General features: G+C 67.9%; 16 protein-coding genes. 5 read left to right on the top strand and 11 right to left on the bottom strand.

What is annotated here, in order from left to right:
• Window positions 1–79: 79 nt before the first annotated feature.
• The gene (locus ACQUS8_RS05495; protein ID WP_435098102.1) at window positions 80–325 is read left to right on the top strand and encodes a DUF7123 family protein; all 246 of its coding nucleotides are present in this window, start codon (window positions 80–82) and stop codon (window positions 323–325) included.
• Here the strand turns inward: ACQUS8_RS05495 and ACQUS8_RS05490 are convergent.
• The 3 genes from ACQUS8_RS05490 to ACQUS8_RS05480 form a co-directional block, all read right to left on the bottom strand.
• Complete coding sequence (locus ACQUS8_RS05490; RefSeq protein WP_435098099.1) at window positions 322–918, bottom strand: winged helix-turn-helix transcriptional regulator; 597 nt, start codon at window positions 916–918, stop codon at window positions 322–324. The two genes, ACQUS8_RS05495 and ACQUS8_RS05490, sit on opposite strands and share 4 nt — an antisense overlap.
• A 44-nt stretch (window positions 919–962) precedes the next feature.
• A complete protein-coding gene (locus tag ACQUS8_RS05485) occupies window positions 963–2,159 on the bottom strand; it encodes an SPFH domain-containing protein (protein ID WP_435098096.1) in 1,197 nt (398 codons plus the stop codon).
• Window positions 2,160–2,224: 65 nt separating this feature from the next.
• On the bottom strand, window positions 2,225–2,791 hold the full coding sequence (locus ACQUS8_RS05480) for an NfeD family protein (protein WP_435098093.1): 567 nt from the start codon (window positions 2,789–2,791) through the stop codon (window positions 2,225–2,227).
• 216 nt (window positions 2,792–3,007) lie between these two features.
• Here ACQUS8_RS05480 and ACQUS8_RS05475 point away from each other — a divergent pair, with 216 nt between their 5' ends.
• Entirely contained in the window at window positions 3,008–3,466 is a 459-nt protein-coding gene (locus ACQUS8_RS05475) for a hypothetical protein (RefSeq protein WP_435098090.1), read from the top strand.
• Between the two features lie 166 nt (window positions 3,467–3,632).
• On the opposite strand, the gene ACQUS8_RS05470 is transcribed toward ACQUS8_RS05475, so the two are convergent.
• From ACQUS8_RS05470 to metG, 3 genes are all read right to left on the bottom strand, one after another.
• Window positions 3,633–3,848 (bottom strand): DUF7312 domain-containing protein, encoded by a 216-nt coding sequence (locus tag ACQUS8_RS05470; protein ID WP_435098087.1) that lies wholly within the window; start codon window positions 3,846–3,848, stop codon window positions 3,633–3,635.
• A gap of 1 nt (window position 3,849) precedes the next feature.
• Window positions 3,850–5,598, bottom strand: coding sequence for a pyruvate kinase (gene pyk, locus ACQUS8_RS05465; protein WP_435098084.1), 1,749 nt, complete (start codon window positions 5,596–5,598; stop codon window positions 3,850–3,852).
• A gap of 121 nt (window positions 5,599–5,719) precedes the next feature.
• Complete coding sequence (metG, locus tag ACQUS8_RS05460) at window positions 5,720–7,780, bottom strand: methionine--tRNA ligase (protein ID WP_435098081.1); 2,061 nt, start codon at window positions 7,778–7,780, stop codon at window positions 5,720–5,722.
• A gap of 348 nt (window positions 7,781–8,128) precedes the next feature.
• On the opposite strand from metG, the gene ACQUS8_RS05455 reads away from it, so the two are divergent.
• Window positions 8,129–8,317, top strand: a complete 189-nt coding sequence (locus ACQUS8_RS05455) for a DUF5786 family protein (RefSeq protein WP_435098078.1) — start codon at window positions 8,129–8,131, stop codon at window positions 8,315–8,317.
• 24 nt (window positions 8,318–8,341) lie between these two features.
• Here the strand turns inward: ACQUS8_RS05455 and ACQUS8_RS05450 are convergent, their stop codons facing one another.
• From ACQUS8_RS05450 to ppsA, 3 genes are all read right to left on the bottom strand, one after another.
• A complete protein-coding gene (locus tag ACQUS8_RS05450) occupies window positions 8,342–8,917 on the bottom strand; it encodes a YqaA family protein (RefSeq protein ID WP_435098075.1) in 576 nt (191 codons plus the stop codon).
• Between the two features lie 6 nt (window positions 8,918–8,923).
• Window positions 8,924–9,991, bottom strand: coding sequence for a tyrosine decarboxylase MfnA (mfnA, locus tag ACQUS8_RS05445; protein ID WP_435098072.1), 1,068 nt, complete (start codon window positions 9,989–9,991; stop codon window positions 8,924–8,926).
• Window positions 9,992–10,120: 129 nt separating this feature from the next.
• Window positions 10,121–12,367: a pyruvate, water dikinase gene (gene ppsA / locus ACQUS8_RS05440; RefSeq protein ID WP_435098070.1), complete on the bottom strand. Its 2,247-nt coding sequence runs from the start codon at window positions 12,365–12,367 to the stop codon at window positions 10,121–10,123.
• A 147-nt stretch (window positions 12,368–12,514) separates the two neighbouring features.
• Between ppsA and ACQUS8_RS05435 the strand changes: the two genes are divergently transcribed.
• Complete coding sequence (locus ACQUS8_RS05435; RefSeq protein ID WP_435098068.1) at window positions 12,515–12,925, top strand: hypothetical protein; 411 nt, start codon at window positions 12,515–12,517, stop codon at window positions 12,923–12,925.
• Here ACQUS8_RS05435 and ACQUS8_RS05430 read toward each other — a convergent pair.
• The gene (locus ACQUS8_RS05430) at window positions 12,922–13,821 is read right to left on the bottom strand and encodes a PhzF family phenazine biosynthesis protein (protein WP_435098066.1); all 900 of its coding nucleotides are present in this window, start codon (window positions 13,819–13,821) and stop codon (window positions 12,922–12,924) included. The two genes, ACQUS8_RS05435 and ACQUS8_RS05430, sit on opposite strands and share 4 nt — an antisense overlap.
• Before the next feature lie 42 nt (window positions 13,822–13,863).
• On the bottom strand, window positions 13,864–14,094 hold the full coding sequence (locus ACQUS8_RS05425) for a hypothetical protein (RefSeq protein ID WP_435098064.1): 231 nt from the start codon (window positions 14,092–14,094) through the stop codon (window positions 13,864–13,866).
• 336 nt (window positions 14,095–14,430) lie between these two features.
• Here ACQUS8_RS05425 and ACQUS8_RS05420 point away from each other — a divergent pair, with 336 nt between their 5' ends.
• Entirely contained in the window at window positions 14,431–15,132 is a 702-nt protein-coding gene (locus ACQUS8_RS05420) for a phosphoribosyltransferase (RefSeq protein ID WP_435098062.1), read from the top strand.
• The last annotated feature ends 3 nt before the right edge of the window (window positions 15,133–15,135 follow it).

Here is a 15,135-nt window from a genome sequence, read left to right as displayed (position 1 = left end):
ACCGATAGAAAGCGCTTCTACTCCTTGTTTTACCACTCGTACCAAACCCCCTATGTGCGACTCGCCCGTCCTATCGAGTATGAGCACGAGCGCGACGGCGCAGGCGGCGAGCACTCTCACCCCGAAGCAGGAGCGTATCCTCTCGTACCTCCGCGAGAACGCCGACACGCAGACCTACTTCAAGTCGCGGCTCATCGGCGAGGCACTCGACCTCTCCGCAAAGGAGGTCGGCGCGAACATGACGGCGATTCAGGAGGGCGAGTTCGGCCTCGACGTGGAGAAGTGGGGCTACTCGTCCTCGACGACGTGGAAGGTCACCGTCTAGGGGTCGTAGCGGATGAGGCCGTCCGCCTCGCGGGCGAGCGCGGCGGCATCCGGCCCGAAGGAGTCCGCGTAGCGTAGCACGAGCGTGAGGACGGTTTCGGGGCGCGTGAGCGCGTAGCCGTCCTCGCGCGACAGCAGGCCGACGTTCTCGAGTTCTGCGGCGTACTTGCTTATCGTCCCGCGCGAGACGTCGGCGGCCTCCGCGAGGTCGCCGCCGGTCGCGTCGGGGGTCCGGAGGAGTTCGACGAGCATCGCCGACGGTGTCGCGCGCCGGAGGTAGCCGAGGACGACCTTCTCGAAGTCGGAGAACTCACCAGCAGGGTAGAAGCGCCGGTAGTCGCCGTCGCGATAGCTCTCGACGATGCCGTCGTCGAGCAACCGGCGGAGGTGATGTTGGGACTCCCCGGTGCCGAGTTGCAGGTCGTCGCGGAGCTTCGAGAAGTGCGCGCCTGGCGTCGTCGTCAGGTAGCCGCCGATGGCGTCCCGGACTTCGCTCTCCCCCCCGGAGGCCTCCGCGAGGCCGACGAGCGGGCTGGCGGCCCCGACGGCGGCGAACCGACGGAGCGTGGCGCGCTTGTCCTCGTCGATACCCATTGGCTACTCTATACCTCCCCTTCAGGCAAAAAGCTTATGTTGGGTTATTCCTTCTCGGTTTCGGGTTCGACGTCTTCAGTGGGAGACTCGGACGTCGAGGAGCCGGTTTCGCCCGCGGACCCGCCTTCGAGTTCCGCGTCCATCTCCTCGATGACCTGATTCGTCTCCTGTGCGCCCGTATCCTGTCCGGCCATCACTTCCTCGGCCTTCTGCTCGAGCTTCTCCGGGTCGACGTCGGCCTCCTCGCTGATCTCGTTCAGCAGCTCGTCAATGCTGTCGAGGCCGAGGAGTTCGCGCGTCTCCTCGTCGAACTCGAGGCTCTCGAGGCCCTCCGTCGGCGTCGCGACGTCGCTGTCCGTCAGGTGTTTGCCGTAGCGACCCACTAGCGACGTGAGCTCCTGCGGGAGGACGAACGTCGTGGACTCGCTCTCGCCCATCCGCTCGATGGCCTCCATCCCGCGCTCGATGACGGCGCGTTCGCCCATCGACTCCGCGGACTTCGCACGGAGGACGGTGGAGACGGCGTCACCCTGCGCTTCGAGGACCTGCGACTGCTTCTGCCCCTGCGCGCGGATGATGTCGGACTGCTTCTGACCCTGGGCCTCCTCGATGGCGGACTGGCGTTCCCCCTGCGCCTCCAGAATCATCGCGCGGCGTTTGCGCTCCGCGGAGGTCTGTTGCTCCATCGCCTGTTGGACGTCCTTCGAGGGGTTGACCTCCCGGACCTCGACGGACTCGACGCGAATCCCCCATTCGTCCGTGGGTTCGTCGAGTTCCTTGCGGATGCGCGCGTTGATCTCCTGGCGCTTGTTCAGCGTGTCGTCGAGCTCCATGTCGCCGATGACCGCACGCAGCGTCGTCTGCGCGAGGTTCGAGACGGCGCGCTTGTAGTTATCGACCTCGAGAAACGCGCGCTTGGCGTCCATCACGCGGATGTAGACGACCGCGTCGGCCGTCACGGGCGAGTTGTCGCGCGTGATGGCTTCCTGTCTCGGCACGTCGATAGTCTGGGTCCGCATGTCGAAGGTGTACGTGCGCGAGACGAACGGCGGGATGAAGTTGATACCCGGCTCGAGGAGGCCGCGGTACTCCCCGAAGACGGTGAGGGCTTTCTTCTCGTAGGCGTCCACGATCTCCACCATCTGGTAGACCGTGACCGCCGCGAGCGCGACGAGGAGCACCGCCACGATGGTGAGCGGCAGACTCCCGCCGAGCGTCTGGAGCGGAATGAGCGGGACCATGCCACAACGATTGGCGAAGTGAAGGATAAAGCTTCGCCCGTCTCACCTCCGTTAGAGTCTCGCGCTCACTCCCGCTCTAACTCCTGCTCGCTCTCTATGTCCCGTTCGCGCTCCCGACGCTCGCGCTCCTTCGCGAGTTCGCGGTCGATGTCGTCCTGGCCGTCGACTTCCGCGACGGTGAGGACGTTCCCGCCGCCCGGGTCGACGACGACGACTTCCGTCCCCTCCGCGATGGCGTTCGCGCCCGCGATGGTGCGCGCGGCGTACGTCGGGTCGAAGCCGCCGCCGTCCTGGAGGCGAATCTGGCCCGCCGAGTCGGTCACGCGCTCCGTGACGACGCCGCGTTCCCCGCGCAGCGACGTCGAGCCCTCGGTCTTCCCCCGTCCCGTCCCCTCGTAGAGTTCGAGGTTCCGATAGCCCCAGAGCGCTACCGCACCCACCGCGAAGACGAGGACGGCGAGGACGAGCGGCGTGACCACCGCCGGGAAGAGGACGCCGGCGAGGCCGGCGACGAGGAGCGCCACGCCGATGACGACGAAGTGTGCGCCCGGCGCGAACGCCTCCGCGATACAGAGTGCGGTCCCCGCGATGACGAGCAGGAGCGGCAACGAGAGCGTGAATGGGTCCGCCATACGTGCACGTCCGTGACGGACCGGGAAGAACGTTACCCGCGACCTTTTGCTGCGCGACGGGTTCGCCGTCGCTGGCAGAAGCGCGGCGCGCTCCCAGTGGTCGCGCGGACGCTAGCCACGCGGGACGTTCGGTATAGAGGACGCGTCTATCGTTCACGACGACATTTCTGTCAGTAGTGAGAGGAAATATTTGTAAATGGAAGAAGACGTGCGGATATGGCTCCTACCGTAACAATCCGCGTCTCTGTCGTCATCGGTATCGTGCTCCTCGTCGCCGGCGGCGGTCTCTACGGGTATGGGGCCTACGATTCAGCGACAATCGACCGGGAGGCGGGAATCGACGTTACGCCTACGTCACAACCCAACACGACAGCGACGAACTTCTCCGACCTGCCACGGGAGCAACGGGCCCTATTCTTACTCGCAGTCGAACCTGGCCAAGACGGACAGTTTATGATCACCGATGAAGAGTTACAGGACCTCGCCTCAGAACTGCCCTACTCCGTTCGATACAATGGGACTGTCTACGATGTCTCCGGCGCTCACGTCGACGTTGTGAGCTCTCTCTTCCAGCCATTCGGGATCCTCGTTGCCGTCATCGGTGCCGTCGTATTACTCGGGGCAGCAGTAAGCTCCATCTTCCGACGAATACGGGAGTACAAGATGCACAGCTGAACTCACAGGCCGACTCATCGGTCTCCGACCCTCTCGGATTCACGGTCCGGACTGAATCTCGAACTTGCCGTCGATTACTGGTATCGTGGCTCCGCGGGAACTACGGCGTTAACGCCTTGCTTCGCTCGGCACTCGCGTTTCCAGCGAGTTCGGAGGAGTTGCGTCCCTACCCGAACAGCAGGAGTGCGAACACGCCGACGGCACCGAGCGCGCCGAGCAGGAAGAACAGGACGTTCTCTGCACTCGGCGACCCGGGTTCGACGGGTGGCGGGCCGGCTGCTTCGTCGTCTGCCACCCCACCGTTTTCGAGGTCCTCCAGCGAGAAGCGCCACTCGCCGTCGTCATCGCCGTCACGGCCGCCGTCGGGGAGGACGTCGACCATCTTATCGGCTCCCGGTGATTTCGCCGGCGTAGACGACGCCGCGCTCGCCGTCCACGGTGATGGTGTCGCCGTCCGCGACCTCCTCGTCGAGCGTCGCGCTTCCGACCATCGGGAGGTCGAGTTCGCGCGCGACCATCGCGGCGTAACCCGTCATGCCGGTGTCGGCGCTGACGACGCCCGCGAGCTTCTCGATGTCGCCGGAGAACTCGCCGTCGAACTCCGGCGGGAGGACGGCGATAGCGCCCTCGGGGACGCCGCTCAGGTCGCCGTCGGTGACGCGGTGGGCGGGACCGGTGGCGCGCCCGGCGACGACGGAGCGCCCGGTGGCGACCGTCTCGGCGGCGACGTGGACCTTCAGGGTGTTCGTCGTGTCGGAGCCGTCGAGCTCGGTCATCATCCCGGAGACGACGACGACGGTGTCACCGGACTCGACGATGCCGGTGTCGATGGCCGCGGAGACGGCGTTCTCGATGACGGCGGAGGCCCCGCCGCTCGTGTACTCGGCGTACTGGGGGGCGACGCCACAGGAGAGCGCGAGCTGGCGGCGCACCTCGTCGTTCGGCGTCGTCGCTACCACCGGCACGCCGGGGCGGAACTTCGCGGCCTTCCGGGCGGTGTAACCGGACTCGGAGGCGACGACGACCGCCGTCGCGTCGACGTCACGCGCGAGGTAGCGCGCGGAGCGGGCGAGCGCGTCCGTCCGGGAGTTGTCGTCGGCCGTCGGGACGCGCTGCTCGCGGAGTTCGTGGTACTCGTCGCTCGCCTCGGCCTCTCGGACGATGCGGTCCATCGTCTCCACGACGCGCGTCGGGTTGTCGCCGACCGCGGTCTCGGCGGAGAGCATCACGCCGTCGGTACCGTCGAGGACGGCGTTCGCAACGTCGGAGGCCTCCGCGCGCGTGGGCCGACGGGAGTGGACCATCGAGTCGAGCATCTCCGTCGCGGTGATGACGGGCGAGCCGGCCTCGCGGCACTTGCGGATGATGCGCTTCTGGGTGATGGGGACGTCCTCCATGGGGCATTCGACGCCGAGGTCGCCGCGCGCGACCATGATGCCGTAGGCGGCGTCGATGATTTCGTCGAGGTTCTCGACGGCCCCCGCACGCTCGATCTTCGCGATGATGGGGATCTCGTTGCCGAACTCCTCGATGGTCGAGGAGATCTCGTAGACGTCCTCGGCGCTCCGGACGAACGACGCCGCGACGAAGTCCACGTCCTCCTCGGCGGCGAGTTTCAGGTCCCTGCGGTCCTTCTCGGTGACGACGTCGAGGTCGAGTTCGACGCCGGGGACGTTCACGCCCTTGCGCGCGCCGAGCTCCCCGCCGCTGACGACGTAGGCGGTGACGACGCCGTCCGCGACACCCTCGACACGTGTCTCGATGCGGCCGTCGTCGAGCAGGACGACGTCGCCGGGCTCGACGGCGCTGATATCGCTCGAGAGGCCGATACGCTCGGGCGTCGCGTCCTCGCCGACGTAGAACTCGACGGTGGTGTCGGTCTCGATCTGAATCGGCTCGTCGATCTCGGCGGTCCGGACCTCGGGCCCTTTCGTGTCGAGCATCACGGCGAGCGGCTCGTCCGTGGCGTCGTCGACCTGGCGGACGGTATGGATGCGCTCGCGTCGGTCCTCGATAGTGCCGTGGCTGGCGTTCAGCCGCGCGACGGACATGCCCGCGTCGGCGAGGTCCTGAATCGCCTCGCGGGAGTCCGTCGCCGGTCCGAGTGTACAGATAATTTTCGCGTTCCGCATTGGGACGCTCTTGGTGCCGCGGTGGGAAAAAGGGCGGTGGTAGACGCGGCGCCGCAGACGGTCGCTACGGCCTCTCAGACCCGTTCAGCGCCAGTAAGGATGTGGAACGACCGTGAGGGATCTACCGAACTTTCGTGCCGGGTTCGGAGTCGCCGTGCGTGGTGAGGAGGTCGGCGTCCTCGCCGGCGGCGAGCACCATGCCGTTCGACTCGACGCCGAAGAGTTCGGCCTTCTCGAGGTTGGCGACGACGACGACCTTCGTGCCGGGCAGTTCCTCGAGGTCGTGGAGTTGCTTGATGCCGGCGACGATCTGGCGCTCCTCGACGCCGATGTCGACGGTGAGGCGCGCGAGCTTGTCCGCGCCCTCGATGCCCTCGGCGTCCTCGATGCGCCCGACGCGCAGGTCGAGCGCCTCGAAGTCGTCGAAACTGATGCGTTCGTCGGCGAGTGCTTCGAACTCGGACGTGTCGGCTTCGCTCACGTCCTCGGCTTCGTCCTCCTCGCTCGTAGTCTCCTCGACTCGCTCCTCGAGCTTCTCGTTGAGTTCCTCGACGCGCTCGTCCTCGATCTTCTCGAAGAGCGGCTCGTCGGGCTCCGCGAAGGTAGCGGGCGGGGCCTGCAGGCAGTCCCCGACGGTGGCGTCGGCGACGCTGCCGTCCTCGCCGAGCTGGCTCCACGCGAGGTCGGCCTTCTCGGGCGTGAACGGCTGGAGGAGCACGCTGACGGCCTTGACGAGCTGGACGCAGTCCCGGATGACGGGCGCGGCCTCGTCGTCGTCGAGCTTCCACGGCTCCTCGTTCTGGATGTACTCGTTGCCGTAGCGCGCGAGCGCGACCGCGGTCTCGCCGGCGCTCCGGACGTCGTACTCGTTGAGGGCGTCCTCGTAGTCGTCCATCGCCTCCGCGATGCGGGTCTCCGTCTCGTCGGTCAACTCGGCGTCGGGCGTGCCGCCGTAGTTGCGCGCGGCGAAGAGGAGCGCGCGGTTGACGAAGTTCCCGACGACGTCCGCGAGCTCGGTGTTGACGCGCTCCTGGAAGCGCTCCCAGGAGAAGTTCACGTCGCGCTCGAAGCCCGCGGCCGTCGCGAGGTAGTAGCGCAGGAGGTCGGGGTGGAAGCCCTCCTCGAGGTACTCGTTCGCCCAGATGGCGCGGTTGCGCGAGGTGCTGAACGCCTTCCCGTTGAGGTTGACGAACCCCGTCGCGCAGACGGCGCGCGGCTCGTTGTACTCGGCGGCCCGGAGCATCGACGGCCAGAACACCGTGTGGTGCTGGATGATGTCGCGGCCGATGACGTGGATGATCTCGGAGTCGCCGTCCTTCCAGACCTCCTCCCAGTCGTAGGTGTCGGTGCCGACGCGCTCGGAGTACTGCTTCGTGGAGGCGACGTACTCGATAGGGGCGTCCACCCAGACGTAGAGGACGAGGTCCTCGGCGCCCTCGCCGGGGTAGTCGATACCCCAGTCCATGTCCCGAGTGATACAGAGGTCCTGCAGCTCGCCCTCGATCCACTCGCGGGGCTGGTTCTGGGCGTTGCTCGTCCCCTCCATCCGGTTGATGAACCCCTGGAGGTACTCCTGGAAGTCCTCGAGGCGGAGGAACTTGTGGGCGCGCTCGTGGTACTCGGCGGGGTTGCCGGTGAGCGTCGAGCGCGGGTTCTCGATTTCGCCGGGCTCGAGGTGGCGCTGACAACCCTCGTCACACTCGTCGCCGCGGGCGTGCTCGCCGCAGTAGGGGCATTCGCCCTCGACGAAGCGGTCGGGGAGCCACTGGTCGGCGTCCGGGTCGTAGGCGACCGGAATCTCGCGCTCGTAGACGTGGTCGTTCGCCTCCCACTCGCGGACGAACTCCTGGGTGAGCTCGACGTTCGTCTCCTCGTGGGTGTGCCCGTAGTTGTCGAAGTCGACGTTGAACTTCGGGAACGTCTCCTCGTACTCCTCGTGGTGGCGCAGAGCGAACTCTTCGGGGGTGACGCCCTCCTTCTCGGCGTTCACCGCGATCGGGGTGCCGTGCATGTCGCTCCCGGAGACGAACGCCGTCTCCTGGCCGAGCGTGCGGAGCGCGCGCGAGAGCGCGTCGCCGCTGACGTACGTCCGCAGGTGGCCGACGTGCAGGTCCCCGTTCGCGTAGGGGAGCCCGCACGTCACCACCGCGGGGTTGTCCGTGGGTAGGTCTCGGTGAGTCATACGTGATACGCCTCGCCGTATGGGCCTAAAGCCCGTGGATTCGGAATCATGGTGCTAGTCGCTCGGTCGGTTGCGATGCAGAACGAAGGCGGGCCGGTTTCGCGCCCCCGCGGGGCCGTATGAGGGCTGTGGTCGGGGGCGCTCTCCCGGTGGACGGACCGCGGCGTCGACGCTGTGGCCGCGGTCGCTATCGCATATGGCACGTCGGCGCGCGGTCCGTCCGGGTCACGCTCGGAACGTGGCCGTCGCTCGACAAAAGCGTTTCCCGACGCTGTGCGTGAGTGAACCCCACGCGATCCGCGTTGTGGACGAGCGGTTTATCCCCGCGCGGCCCCTCGATTGTGTCGTATGGGTTTTGGTAGCTACGACGAGTCCGAGCAGGAGAAGCAGAATTCGGGGACCGACTACGACAACGAGGACGCCGTCAGCGTCCACGAGAACGACCACGACGGCACCGTCAGCTTCGACACGGGCGCCTCCAGCGAGGACCTCGTCGACCGCCTGCAGGACATGAAGGACGACGGCGACGACGAGTAACCCCCCCTTTTCTTCTCTCTTCTTTCAGACGACGGCGAGCGTACCGTGAATGAGGAGCACGGTGACGACGAGCCGGCCGACGCTGCCCGCGAACGTCGCGGCGGCGAACTTCAGGTAGTCGCTCTCGAGGACGCTGAACGCGTAGATTGAGAGCGTGTCCGGGAAGCCGGGGACGGTGAGGCCGAGCGCGAGCCCGACGTAGCCGTAGGCCTGCACGAGTTCGACGACGCGCGACTTCGACCACTCGATGGGGTCGTAGCCGGCGCGCCGCAGGAGGTCGATGACTGGTCCGGAGTGGGTCGCGCCGTGTCCGATGTAGAGCGCGACGACGCTACCCGCGGCCTTCCCGAGGCCGCTCGCAGCCATTACGAGGATGAGTTGAACGGGATAACTGAACCCCAAGTCGAGGCTGGCCGCGGGGACGAGGACGACCTCGCTCGGGAGCGGGAGGACGACGGCGATGAGGAAGCTGTAGACGAAGACGATGAGGAGCGCCGCGGGCCCCGTGGCGTTCTCGACGAGCCCCTGCATCCCGAAGTAGTCCGCGGGGAGCGCGGCGGCCGTCGTGAGGAGGGACGTGAGTGGAACGGGGAGCGCCATCGTGACTCAGGCTCCGGCGCCGACGCGCGCGGCGTCGAGCGTCGCGAGGAAACCGTGGAGCATCTCGCGGGTGACGTGTGGCATGCAGACGATGCGAGCCTCCCCACTCCCGGTCCGTGAGAGCCGCCAGCCCTCGTCGCGGGCGGCCTCGAACTCGGGTTCGGGGAGCGAGAAGGCGACGAGCGGGAGCTCCGGATCGACGACGTCGTAGCCGCGGTCGACGAGTTCGTCGGCGAGGAACGCGGCGTTGCCGGCGGCGCGCTCGTGGTTCTCGCGGTACTCGTCGGGCCACTGTGCGTTGAGTGCGGCGGCGGCGCCCGCGACGCCAGCGCCGCTCCGCGTGCCGGTGAGCGTCGCCTGCATCGTCGACTCGAGGTAGGGCGTCTCGACGGCAAGCCGGTCGAGTGTCGCGTCGTCGCGCGCGAGGAAGCCCCCGGCGGGAATCGGCGCGCGCCCGACCTTGTGGGGGTCGATGGTGAGCGTGTCGACGGGCGCGTGCCCGAAGTGCCAGTCGTGGTCGGTGAAGGGGAGGTGGAAGCCGCCCCACGCGGCGTCGACGTGGAAGCGCGCGTCCGCCTCCTCGGCGATTCGACCGAGTTCGGGAATCGGGTCGACGCGGCCGAACTCGGTGGTGCCGGCGACGCCGACGACGAGCGCGGTGTCGCCGTCCACGGCGGCCGAGACGGCCTCGACGTCCGCGCGGTAGTCGTCGTCAACGGGGACGAGGCGCAACTCGACGCCGAGCAGGTCGGCGGCCTTGTTGAACGAGAAGTGCGCGCTCTCCGGCGCGACGACGTTCGGGTTCTCGTTCGCCGCGAACTCGCGGGCGGCGCGTACGGCCTGAATGTTGGCCTCGGTGCCGCCGCTCGCGACGTAGCCCGCGGGGTCCTCGAGTGCCGTCATCGTCCCGAGGGCGTCGACGGCGCGCTCCTCGAGGCGGGCGACGTCCGGATAGGTCGCGGGGTCGCCGGGGTTGTCCGCGAGGAACCGCTCGGCGGCCGTTCGGGCCTCCGGGTGCGGGAGCGTGCACATCGAGGAGAGCACGCGGTCGAACTCCTGGGGCGACGCGTCCATACGCACGTGATACCGTGGCGGGTGGTTAAGGCGTTCCGTTCGACGCCGACCCTGCCGGTCCGAGGTGGGGGCACGCGAGGGGCATGCCGGTTGCGGCACGCCGTCGGCGTCCCGTCTCGCGTCGCGGCGCTAGCGGATGTCGTCGAGGATGAGGCGCTGCTCGACGCGCTTGGCCTCGTGTTGGACGTCGCGCACGGCGTCGACGTTCGCGCTGATTGAGGAGACGCCGCGTTCGACGAGGAAGTCCACCATCTCGGGCTTCGAGCCGGCCTGCCCGCAGATCGAGGTGTCGACGTCGTGCTCGCGACACGTCTCGATGACGCCCTCGATGAGCGCGAGCACGCTCGGGTGGAGTTCGTCGAAGCGGTCGGCGACCAACTCGTTGTTCCGGTCGACCGCCAGCGTGTACTGCGTCAGGTCGTTCGTCCCGAAGGAGACGAAGGACGCGCCCGCCTCGCAGAACTCCTCGGCGCAGAGCGCGGCGGCGGGCGTCTCGACCATCACGCCCCAGCGGCGTTTCTCCGTGTCCACGCCCGCCTCGGCGAGCGCGTCGCGGGCGGCCTCGGCGTCCCGGCCGTCCGTCACCAGCGGGAACATCACTTCGACGTTGTCGTAGCCCATCTCGTAGAGTTCGGCGAACGCCGCGAGCTCGAGTTCGAAGAGCTCGCGCTCTTCGAGCGACCGCCGCAGGCCGCGGTAGCCGAGCATCGGGTTGTGCTCGTGGGGTTCGTTCTCGCCGCCCTCGAGCTGGCGGAACTCGTCGGTGGGCGCGTCGAGCGTCCGCACGCGCACCGGACGGGGGTAGAACTCGTCGGCGACCGTCCGAATGCCCTGGACGAGTTCGTCGGTGTAGGCGTCGGCGCCGTGTTTCTCGACGTAGCGCTCGGGCGTCTGGTTCGTCGAGAGGATCATGTGCTCAGTGCGGAGGAGGCCGACGCCGTCCGCGCCCGTCGCGGCGGCGCGCTCGGCGGCCTCCGGGATGGAGACGTTTACCTTCACCTCCGTCGCCGTCATCGGCTTGACGGGCGTGGTGGGGCGGGCCTCCTCGACGGGCTCGCGCTGCTCGTCGGGCTCCGCGCGGCCCGCCTCGACCGTCCCGCGGTCGCCGTCGATGGTGATGGGTTGGTCGTCGGTGAGCACCGTCGTCGCGCTCCCCGTCCCCAGCACCGCGGGGACGCCGAGTTCGCGGGAGACGATGGCGGCGTGGCTCGTCATCCCGCCCTCGTCGGTGACGATGCCGGATGCACGCTTCATCGCCGGCACCATGTCGGGCGTCGTCATCTCGGTGACGATGACGTCGCCCTGCCCGACCTTGTCGAGTTCATCGAGACCCCGAACGATGCGGGCCGCGCCGGAGGCGATGCCGGGGCTCGCGCCCAGCCCCGAGACGAGCGACTCGCCGTCCGTCGCGGTCTCCTCGGCGATGTCGGCGCCGTCGTCGATGGTGGTGATGGGGCGGGACTGGAGCATGAAGACCTCGCCGTCGGCGATAGCCCACTCGACGTCCTGTGGCGTGCCGTAGTGGTCCTCGACGCGCTCGCCGAGTTTACGGAGTTCTTCGAGTTCGGCCTCGGAGAGCACGCGCTCCTCGCGTCGCTCGGGCGGGACGTCGCGCTCGACGGTTTCCCCGGTGGCCTCGTCGCGCGTGATGAGCGTCTTCTTCTCGGCGACGGTGACGTCGGTCACGTCGCCGCTCTTGCGGTCGAGGACGTAGTTGTCGGGGCTGACGCTCCCGGAGACGACGCCCTCGCCGAGGCCCCACGCGGCCTCGATGATGGTGGTGGGCGCGCCCGTGGAGGGATGGCTGGTGAACATCACGCCGGACTTCTCGGCGTCGACCATCCGCTGGACGACGACGGCGATGTCCACCGCGTCGTGCTCGAACCCCTGCTCCTCCCGGTAGTAGATGGCGCGCTGGGTGAAGAGGGAGGCCCAACAGCGGCGCACCCGGTCGAGGAGGTCCTCGCGCGTGACGTTGAGGTAGGTCTCCTGCTGGCCGGCGAAACTCGCGTCCGGGAGGTCCTCGGCCGTCGCCGACGAGCGCACCGCGACGAACGGCGCGTCGCCGAGGTCGTCGTACGCCGCGAGGACGGTCTCGGCGACTTCGTCGGGCAGGTCGGCGTCGAGGACGAGTTCCTTCGCCGTCGCGGCGGCGTCCGCGAGCGCCGCCGAGTCCTCGACGTCGACGTCGAGGACGTCCGAGAGTTCCTCGTCGAGTCCGGTCTCCTCGAGGAACGTCCGGTAGGTGTCCGCGGTCACGACGAACGCGGACGGCACCGGCAGTCCGGCCTGTGTGAGCTCCCCGAGCGAGGCGCCCTTCCCGCCGACGCTCGGAACGTCCTCGGCGCTGATGTCTACGAGCCAACGTACTGGCATTAGGCGTCTCGACAATACGAACCCCGGAAAATAGTCGTTTCGGACAGTCTACGGCAATTATTTCGTATCCGACGCCGAGTTAATCCCGCCCCCTCGGCGCGCGTGTCCGACCGAGGGTTTTACCGTATCAGCCGATACCGGGCGTGTATGAACTGGAAACGCGCGCTCCGCTGGGCAGGCGCGTACTTCGGGTGGACCGTCCTCTTCGCACTCCTCGGCGTCGCACTCGTCGCCGGCGGCGGCTATCTGCTGCTCGCGAGCGCGACGATGACGCCCGTCGGCCCGACGTCCGTGCCCGTGCCGACGACCGCAGGCGCGCCGGGACTCGCGCTCGTCGTCGCGGGCGTCCTCGTCTACCGCTTCGGGAAGGCGTGGGCGCTCTACCGGACGCTCACGGGCGCCGTGACCGACGACGTCTCCGAGACGTACGACACCGAGCGCGTGAAGAGTGACATCGTGAGCGTGCTCGACGACCGGCTGAGCGACATGCAGCAGGACCTCCAGTCGGTGAACCGCGAGGTCCGCGAGCTGAAGCGCGACGACAACGACGGCTTCTAAGCTTCGAGTATCTCGTCCTCCTCGTCGTCCTCGGGAACGCGGAGCTCGCCGTCGAAGGACGTCTCGGCGGTGCCCCCGACCCGGACGGCGTCGCCGACGCGCACGCGGACTTCGCCGGCCCGGTCGACGTAGTGGCCCTGCTCACACACGAGTTCGTCGGGGAAGTCGCCGCCGAACGCGGCGACGTGGTCGAGGTAGGCGCCGACGGCACCCGAGGCGGTGCCCGTCACGGGGTCCTCGTGGATGCCGAGCGGCGCGCAGAACGCCCGGCCGTGGAGTGACGCCTCCCGGTCGAGCGTGTCGAAGGTGAACGCGTAGACCCCCTTCGCGTCGACGTCCGCGCAGAGCTCGCGGAGCGCGTCGTCGTCCGGGTCGACGTCGCCGAGCGTCGAGAGGTAGTCGAGGCCGACGACGAGGAAGGGGAGGCCGGTGTCGGCGACGGCGAGCGGGAGTTCGTCGACGAACGCCATCGCCTCGACGCCGAGGACGTCCGCGACGCGCTCCGGGTCAAGGTCGGGCTGGCGACGGACCATCGGGTCGCGTTGGGTCATCCAGACGGTGCCGGACTCCTCGACCTCGACGTCGAGGACGCCGACGTTCGTCTCGACGGTGTGGCTGCCGGCCTCGAGTTCGCCGTCCGCGTGGAGGTGGGCGTGGGTCGCGATGGTGGCGTGCCCGCAGAGGTCGACCTCGGTGGTGGGGGAGAAGTAGCGCAGCCGTCGGTCGGCGTCGTCGCTCGCCGTGACGAACGCCGTCTCGCTCACGGCGAGTTCGCGCGCGACGGCCCGCATCTGCGTATCGCTCAACTCGGCGGCGTCGGGGACGACGCCGGCGGCGTTACCGGTGAGCGGTCGGTCGGTGAACGCGTCGCAGAGAAGGGCACGAGTGGTGTGCACGTCTCGACGCTCGCACGCGACCCAGTTGAACGCTCGGCTTCGTCACCGTGCGCGCTCGCTGACGAGCGTCCGGAAGCGTTCGTGGGCGTCGTCCGCCGTCTCGACTTCGATGACGTCTGCGACGCCGTCGTCGAGGAGATACTCGACGGTCTCGGTGGGTTCGCAGTCGTCGGTGACGACTTTCGCCTGCAGGTGGCCGCGACGTTTGACGAGGTAGACGCCGGGTTCCTTCTTGTCGAGGGTCCACTCCCCCGCTCTCTGTGTGACACTCATTACCAATCGACCTTGCTATACAATAACACAGAGACAAACGGCTTAACTGTTTCCCCCGCCGTCGGACCTACCAAAATTTACTTGTGGCACCCGGAACACGGTACTGATGGCACACGGACGGACACACCGTGGTGCCAGCCGCATACACCGGGGGACGGCACGTCGTCACGTCGACACCCCACGCCGTGACCTGCCATCGACAGTTGGAATCCGTCGTCCGCCGTCCCCTCCCCCTCTCAGTCTCGTCGACGCCGAGCGACGCCCCCGCGTCTCGGCGTCGACTCCGTTTCCGACCACTTAACGTCCTCCGAACCCTCCGGGCCGACTAGATACCTCATGTCCGAGCTCCCGGACGACTTCAAGTGCACCATCACTAACTGGGAATACATCTACGGGCTCTGCCGAGACGTCTCCACGCAGGTGAAGGATTCCGAGTTCGAACCCGACGTCATCGTCGCACTCGCGCGCGGCGGCTGGTTCGCCGGCCGCTGCCTCTGTGACTTCCTCGGACTCAACGACCTCACCAGCCTGAAGATGGAACACTACGTCGGCACCGCCCAGAAGACCGGTGAACCCGAGGTGCGCTACCCGATGCCCGAGGGCTCCGTCGAGGGCAAGGACGTCCTCGTCATCGACGACATCGCCGACACCGGCGGCTCCATCGAGCGGGCCCACGAGTACGTCGAGGAGCGTGGCGCCAACGACGTCCGCACCGCCACCCTCCAGCTGCTCGGCACCAGCGAGTTCGACCCCGACTTCGTCGGCGAACGCCTCGAACAGTGGGCGTGGGTCGTCTACCCGTGGAACTTCATCGAGGACATGGTCGACCTCATCAGCGGCGTCATGGAGACCGACGGCGACGGCCCCTACTCCAAGGAGGAGATTCGCCACCTTCTCGCCTCCTACCACGACGTCGAACGCATCGAGATGGAGATCGCCCAGCCGAACCGCCTCGATGAAGTCCTCTCCGAGATGGTGCGCCGCGACGTCCTCGTGAAGACGTCCTCGGACGAGTGGCTGCTCCGCGAGCAAGCCTGATTC

It is taken from the genome of Halarchaeum sp. P4, from assembly GCF_051195175.1.
In the GTDB taxonomy this organism is placed as follows: Archaea; Halobacteriota; Halobacteria; order Halobacteriales; family Halobacteriaceae; genus Halarchaeum.
Note: the sequence above shows the minus strand (reverse complement) of the source record. Positions and strands in the feature narration are given on the sequence as shown.

What these genes read in the sequence shown, in the direction of transcription:
- ACQUS8_RS05480 (WP_435098093.1), bottom strand. Translation starts at nt 2,791, where the DNA reads ATGGCGGACCCATTCACGCTCTCGTTGCCGCTCCTGCTCGTCATCGCG.
- mfnA (WP_435098072.1), bottom strand. Translation starts at nt 9,991, where the DNA reads ATGGACGCGTCGCCCCAGGAGTTCGACCGCGTGCTCTCCTCGATGTGC.
- ACQUS8_RS05475 (WP_435098090.1), top strand. Translation starts at nt 3,008, where the DNA reads ATGGCTCCTACCGTAACAATCCGCGTCTCTGTCGTCATCGGTATCGTG.
- ppsA (WP_435098070.1), bottom strand. Translation starts at nt 12,367, where the DNA reads ATGCCAGTACGTTGGCTCGTAGACATCAGCGCCGAGGACGTTCCGAGC.
- ACQUS8_RS05485 (WP_435098096.1), bottom strand. Translation starts at nt 2,159, where the DNA reads ATGGTCCCGCTCATTCCGCTCCAGACGCTCGGCGGGAGTCTGCCGCTC.
- ACQUS8_RS05425 (WP_435098064.1), bottom strand. Translation starts at nt 14,094, where the DNA reads ATGAGTGTCACACAGAGAGCGGGGGAGTGGACCCTCGACAAGAAGGAA.
- ACQUS8_RS05420 (WP_435098062.1), top strand. Translation starts at nt 14,431, where the DNA reads ATGTCCGAGCTCCCGGACGACTTCAAGTGCACCATCACTAACTGGGAA.
- ACQUS8_RS05450 (WP_435098075.1), bottom strand. Translation starts at nt 8,917, where the DNA reads ATGGCGCTCCCCGTTCCACTCACGTCCCTCCTCACGACGGCCGCCGCG.
- ACQUS8_RS05470 (WP_435098087.1), bottom strand. Translation starts at nt 3,848, where the DNA reads ATGGTCGACGTCCTCCCCGACGGCGGCCGTGACGGCGATGACGACGGC.
- ACQUS8_RS05490 (WP_435098099.1), bottom strand. Translation starts at nt 918, where the DNA reads ATGGGTATCGACGAGGACAAGCGCGCCACGCTCCGTCGGTTCGCCGCC.
- ACQUS8_RS05495 (WP_435098102.1), top strand. Translation starts at nt 80, where the DNA reads ATGAGCACGAGCGCGACGGCGCAGGCGGCGAGCACTCTCACCCCGAAG.
- metG (WP_435098081.1), bottom strand. Translation starts at nt 7,780, where the DNA reads ATGACTCACCGAGACCTACCCACGGACAACCCCGCGGTGGTGACGTGC.
- pyk (WP_435098084.1), bottom strand. Translation starts at nt 5,598, where the DNA reads ATGCGGAACGCGAAAATTATCTGTACACTCGGACCGGCGACGGACTCC.
- ACQUS8_RS05455 (WP_435098078.1), top strand. Translation starts at nt 8,129, where the DNA reads ATGGGTTTTGGTAGCTACGACGAGTCCGAGCAGGAGAAGCAGAATTCG.
- ACQUS8_RS05435 (WP_435098068.1), top strand. Translation starts at nt 12,515, where the DNA reads ATGAACTGGAAACGCGCGCTCCGCTGGGCAGGCGCGTACTTCGGGTGG.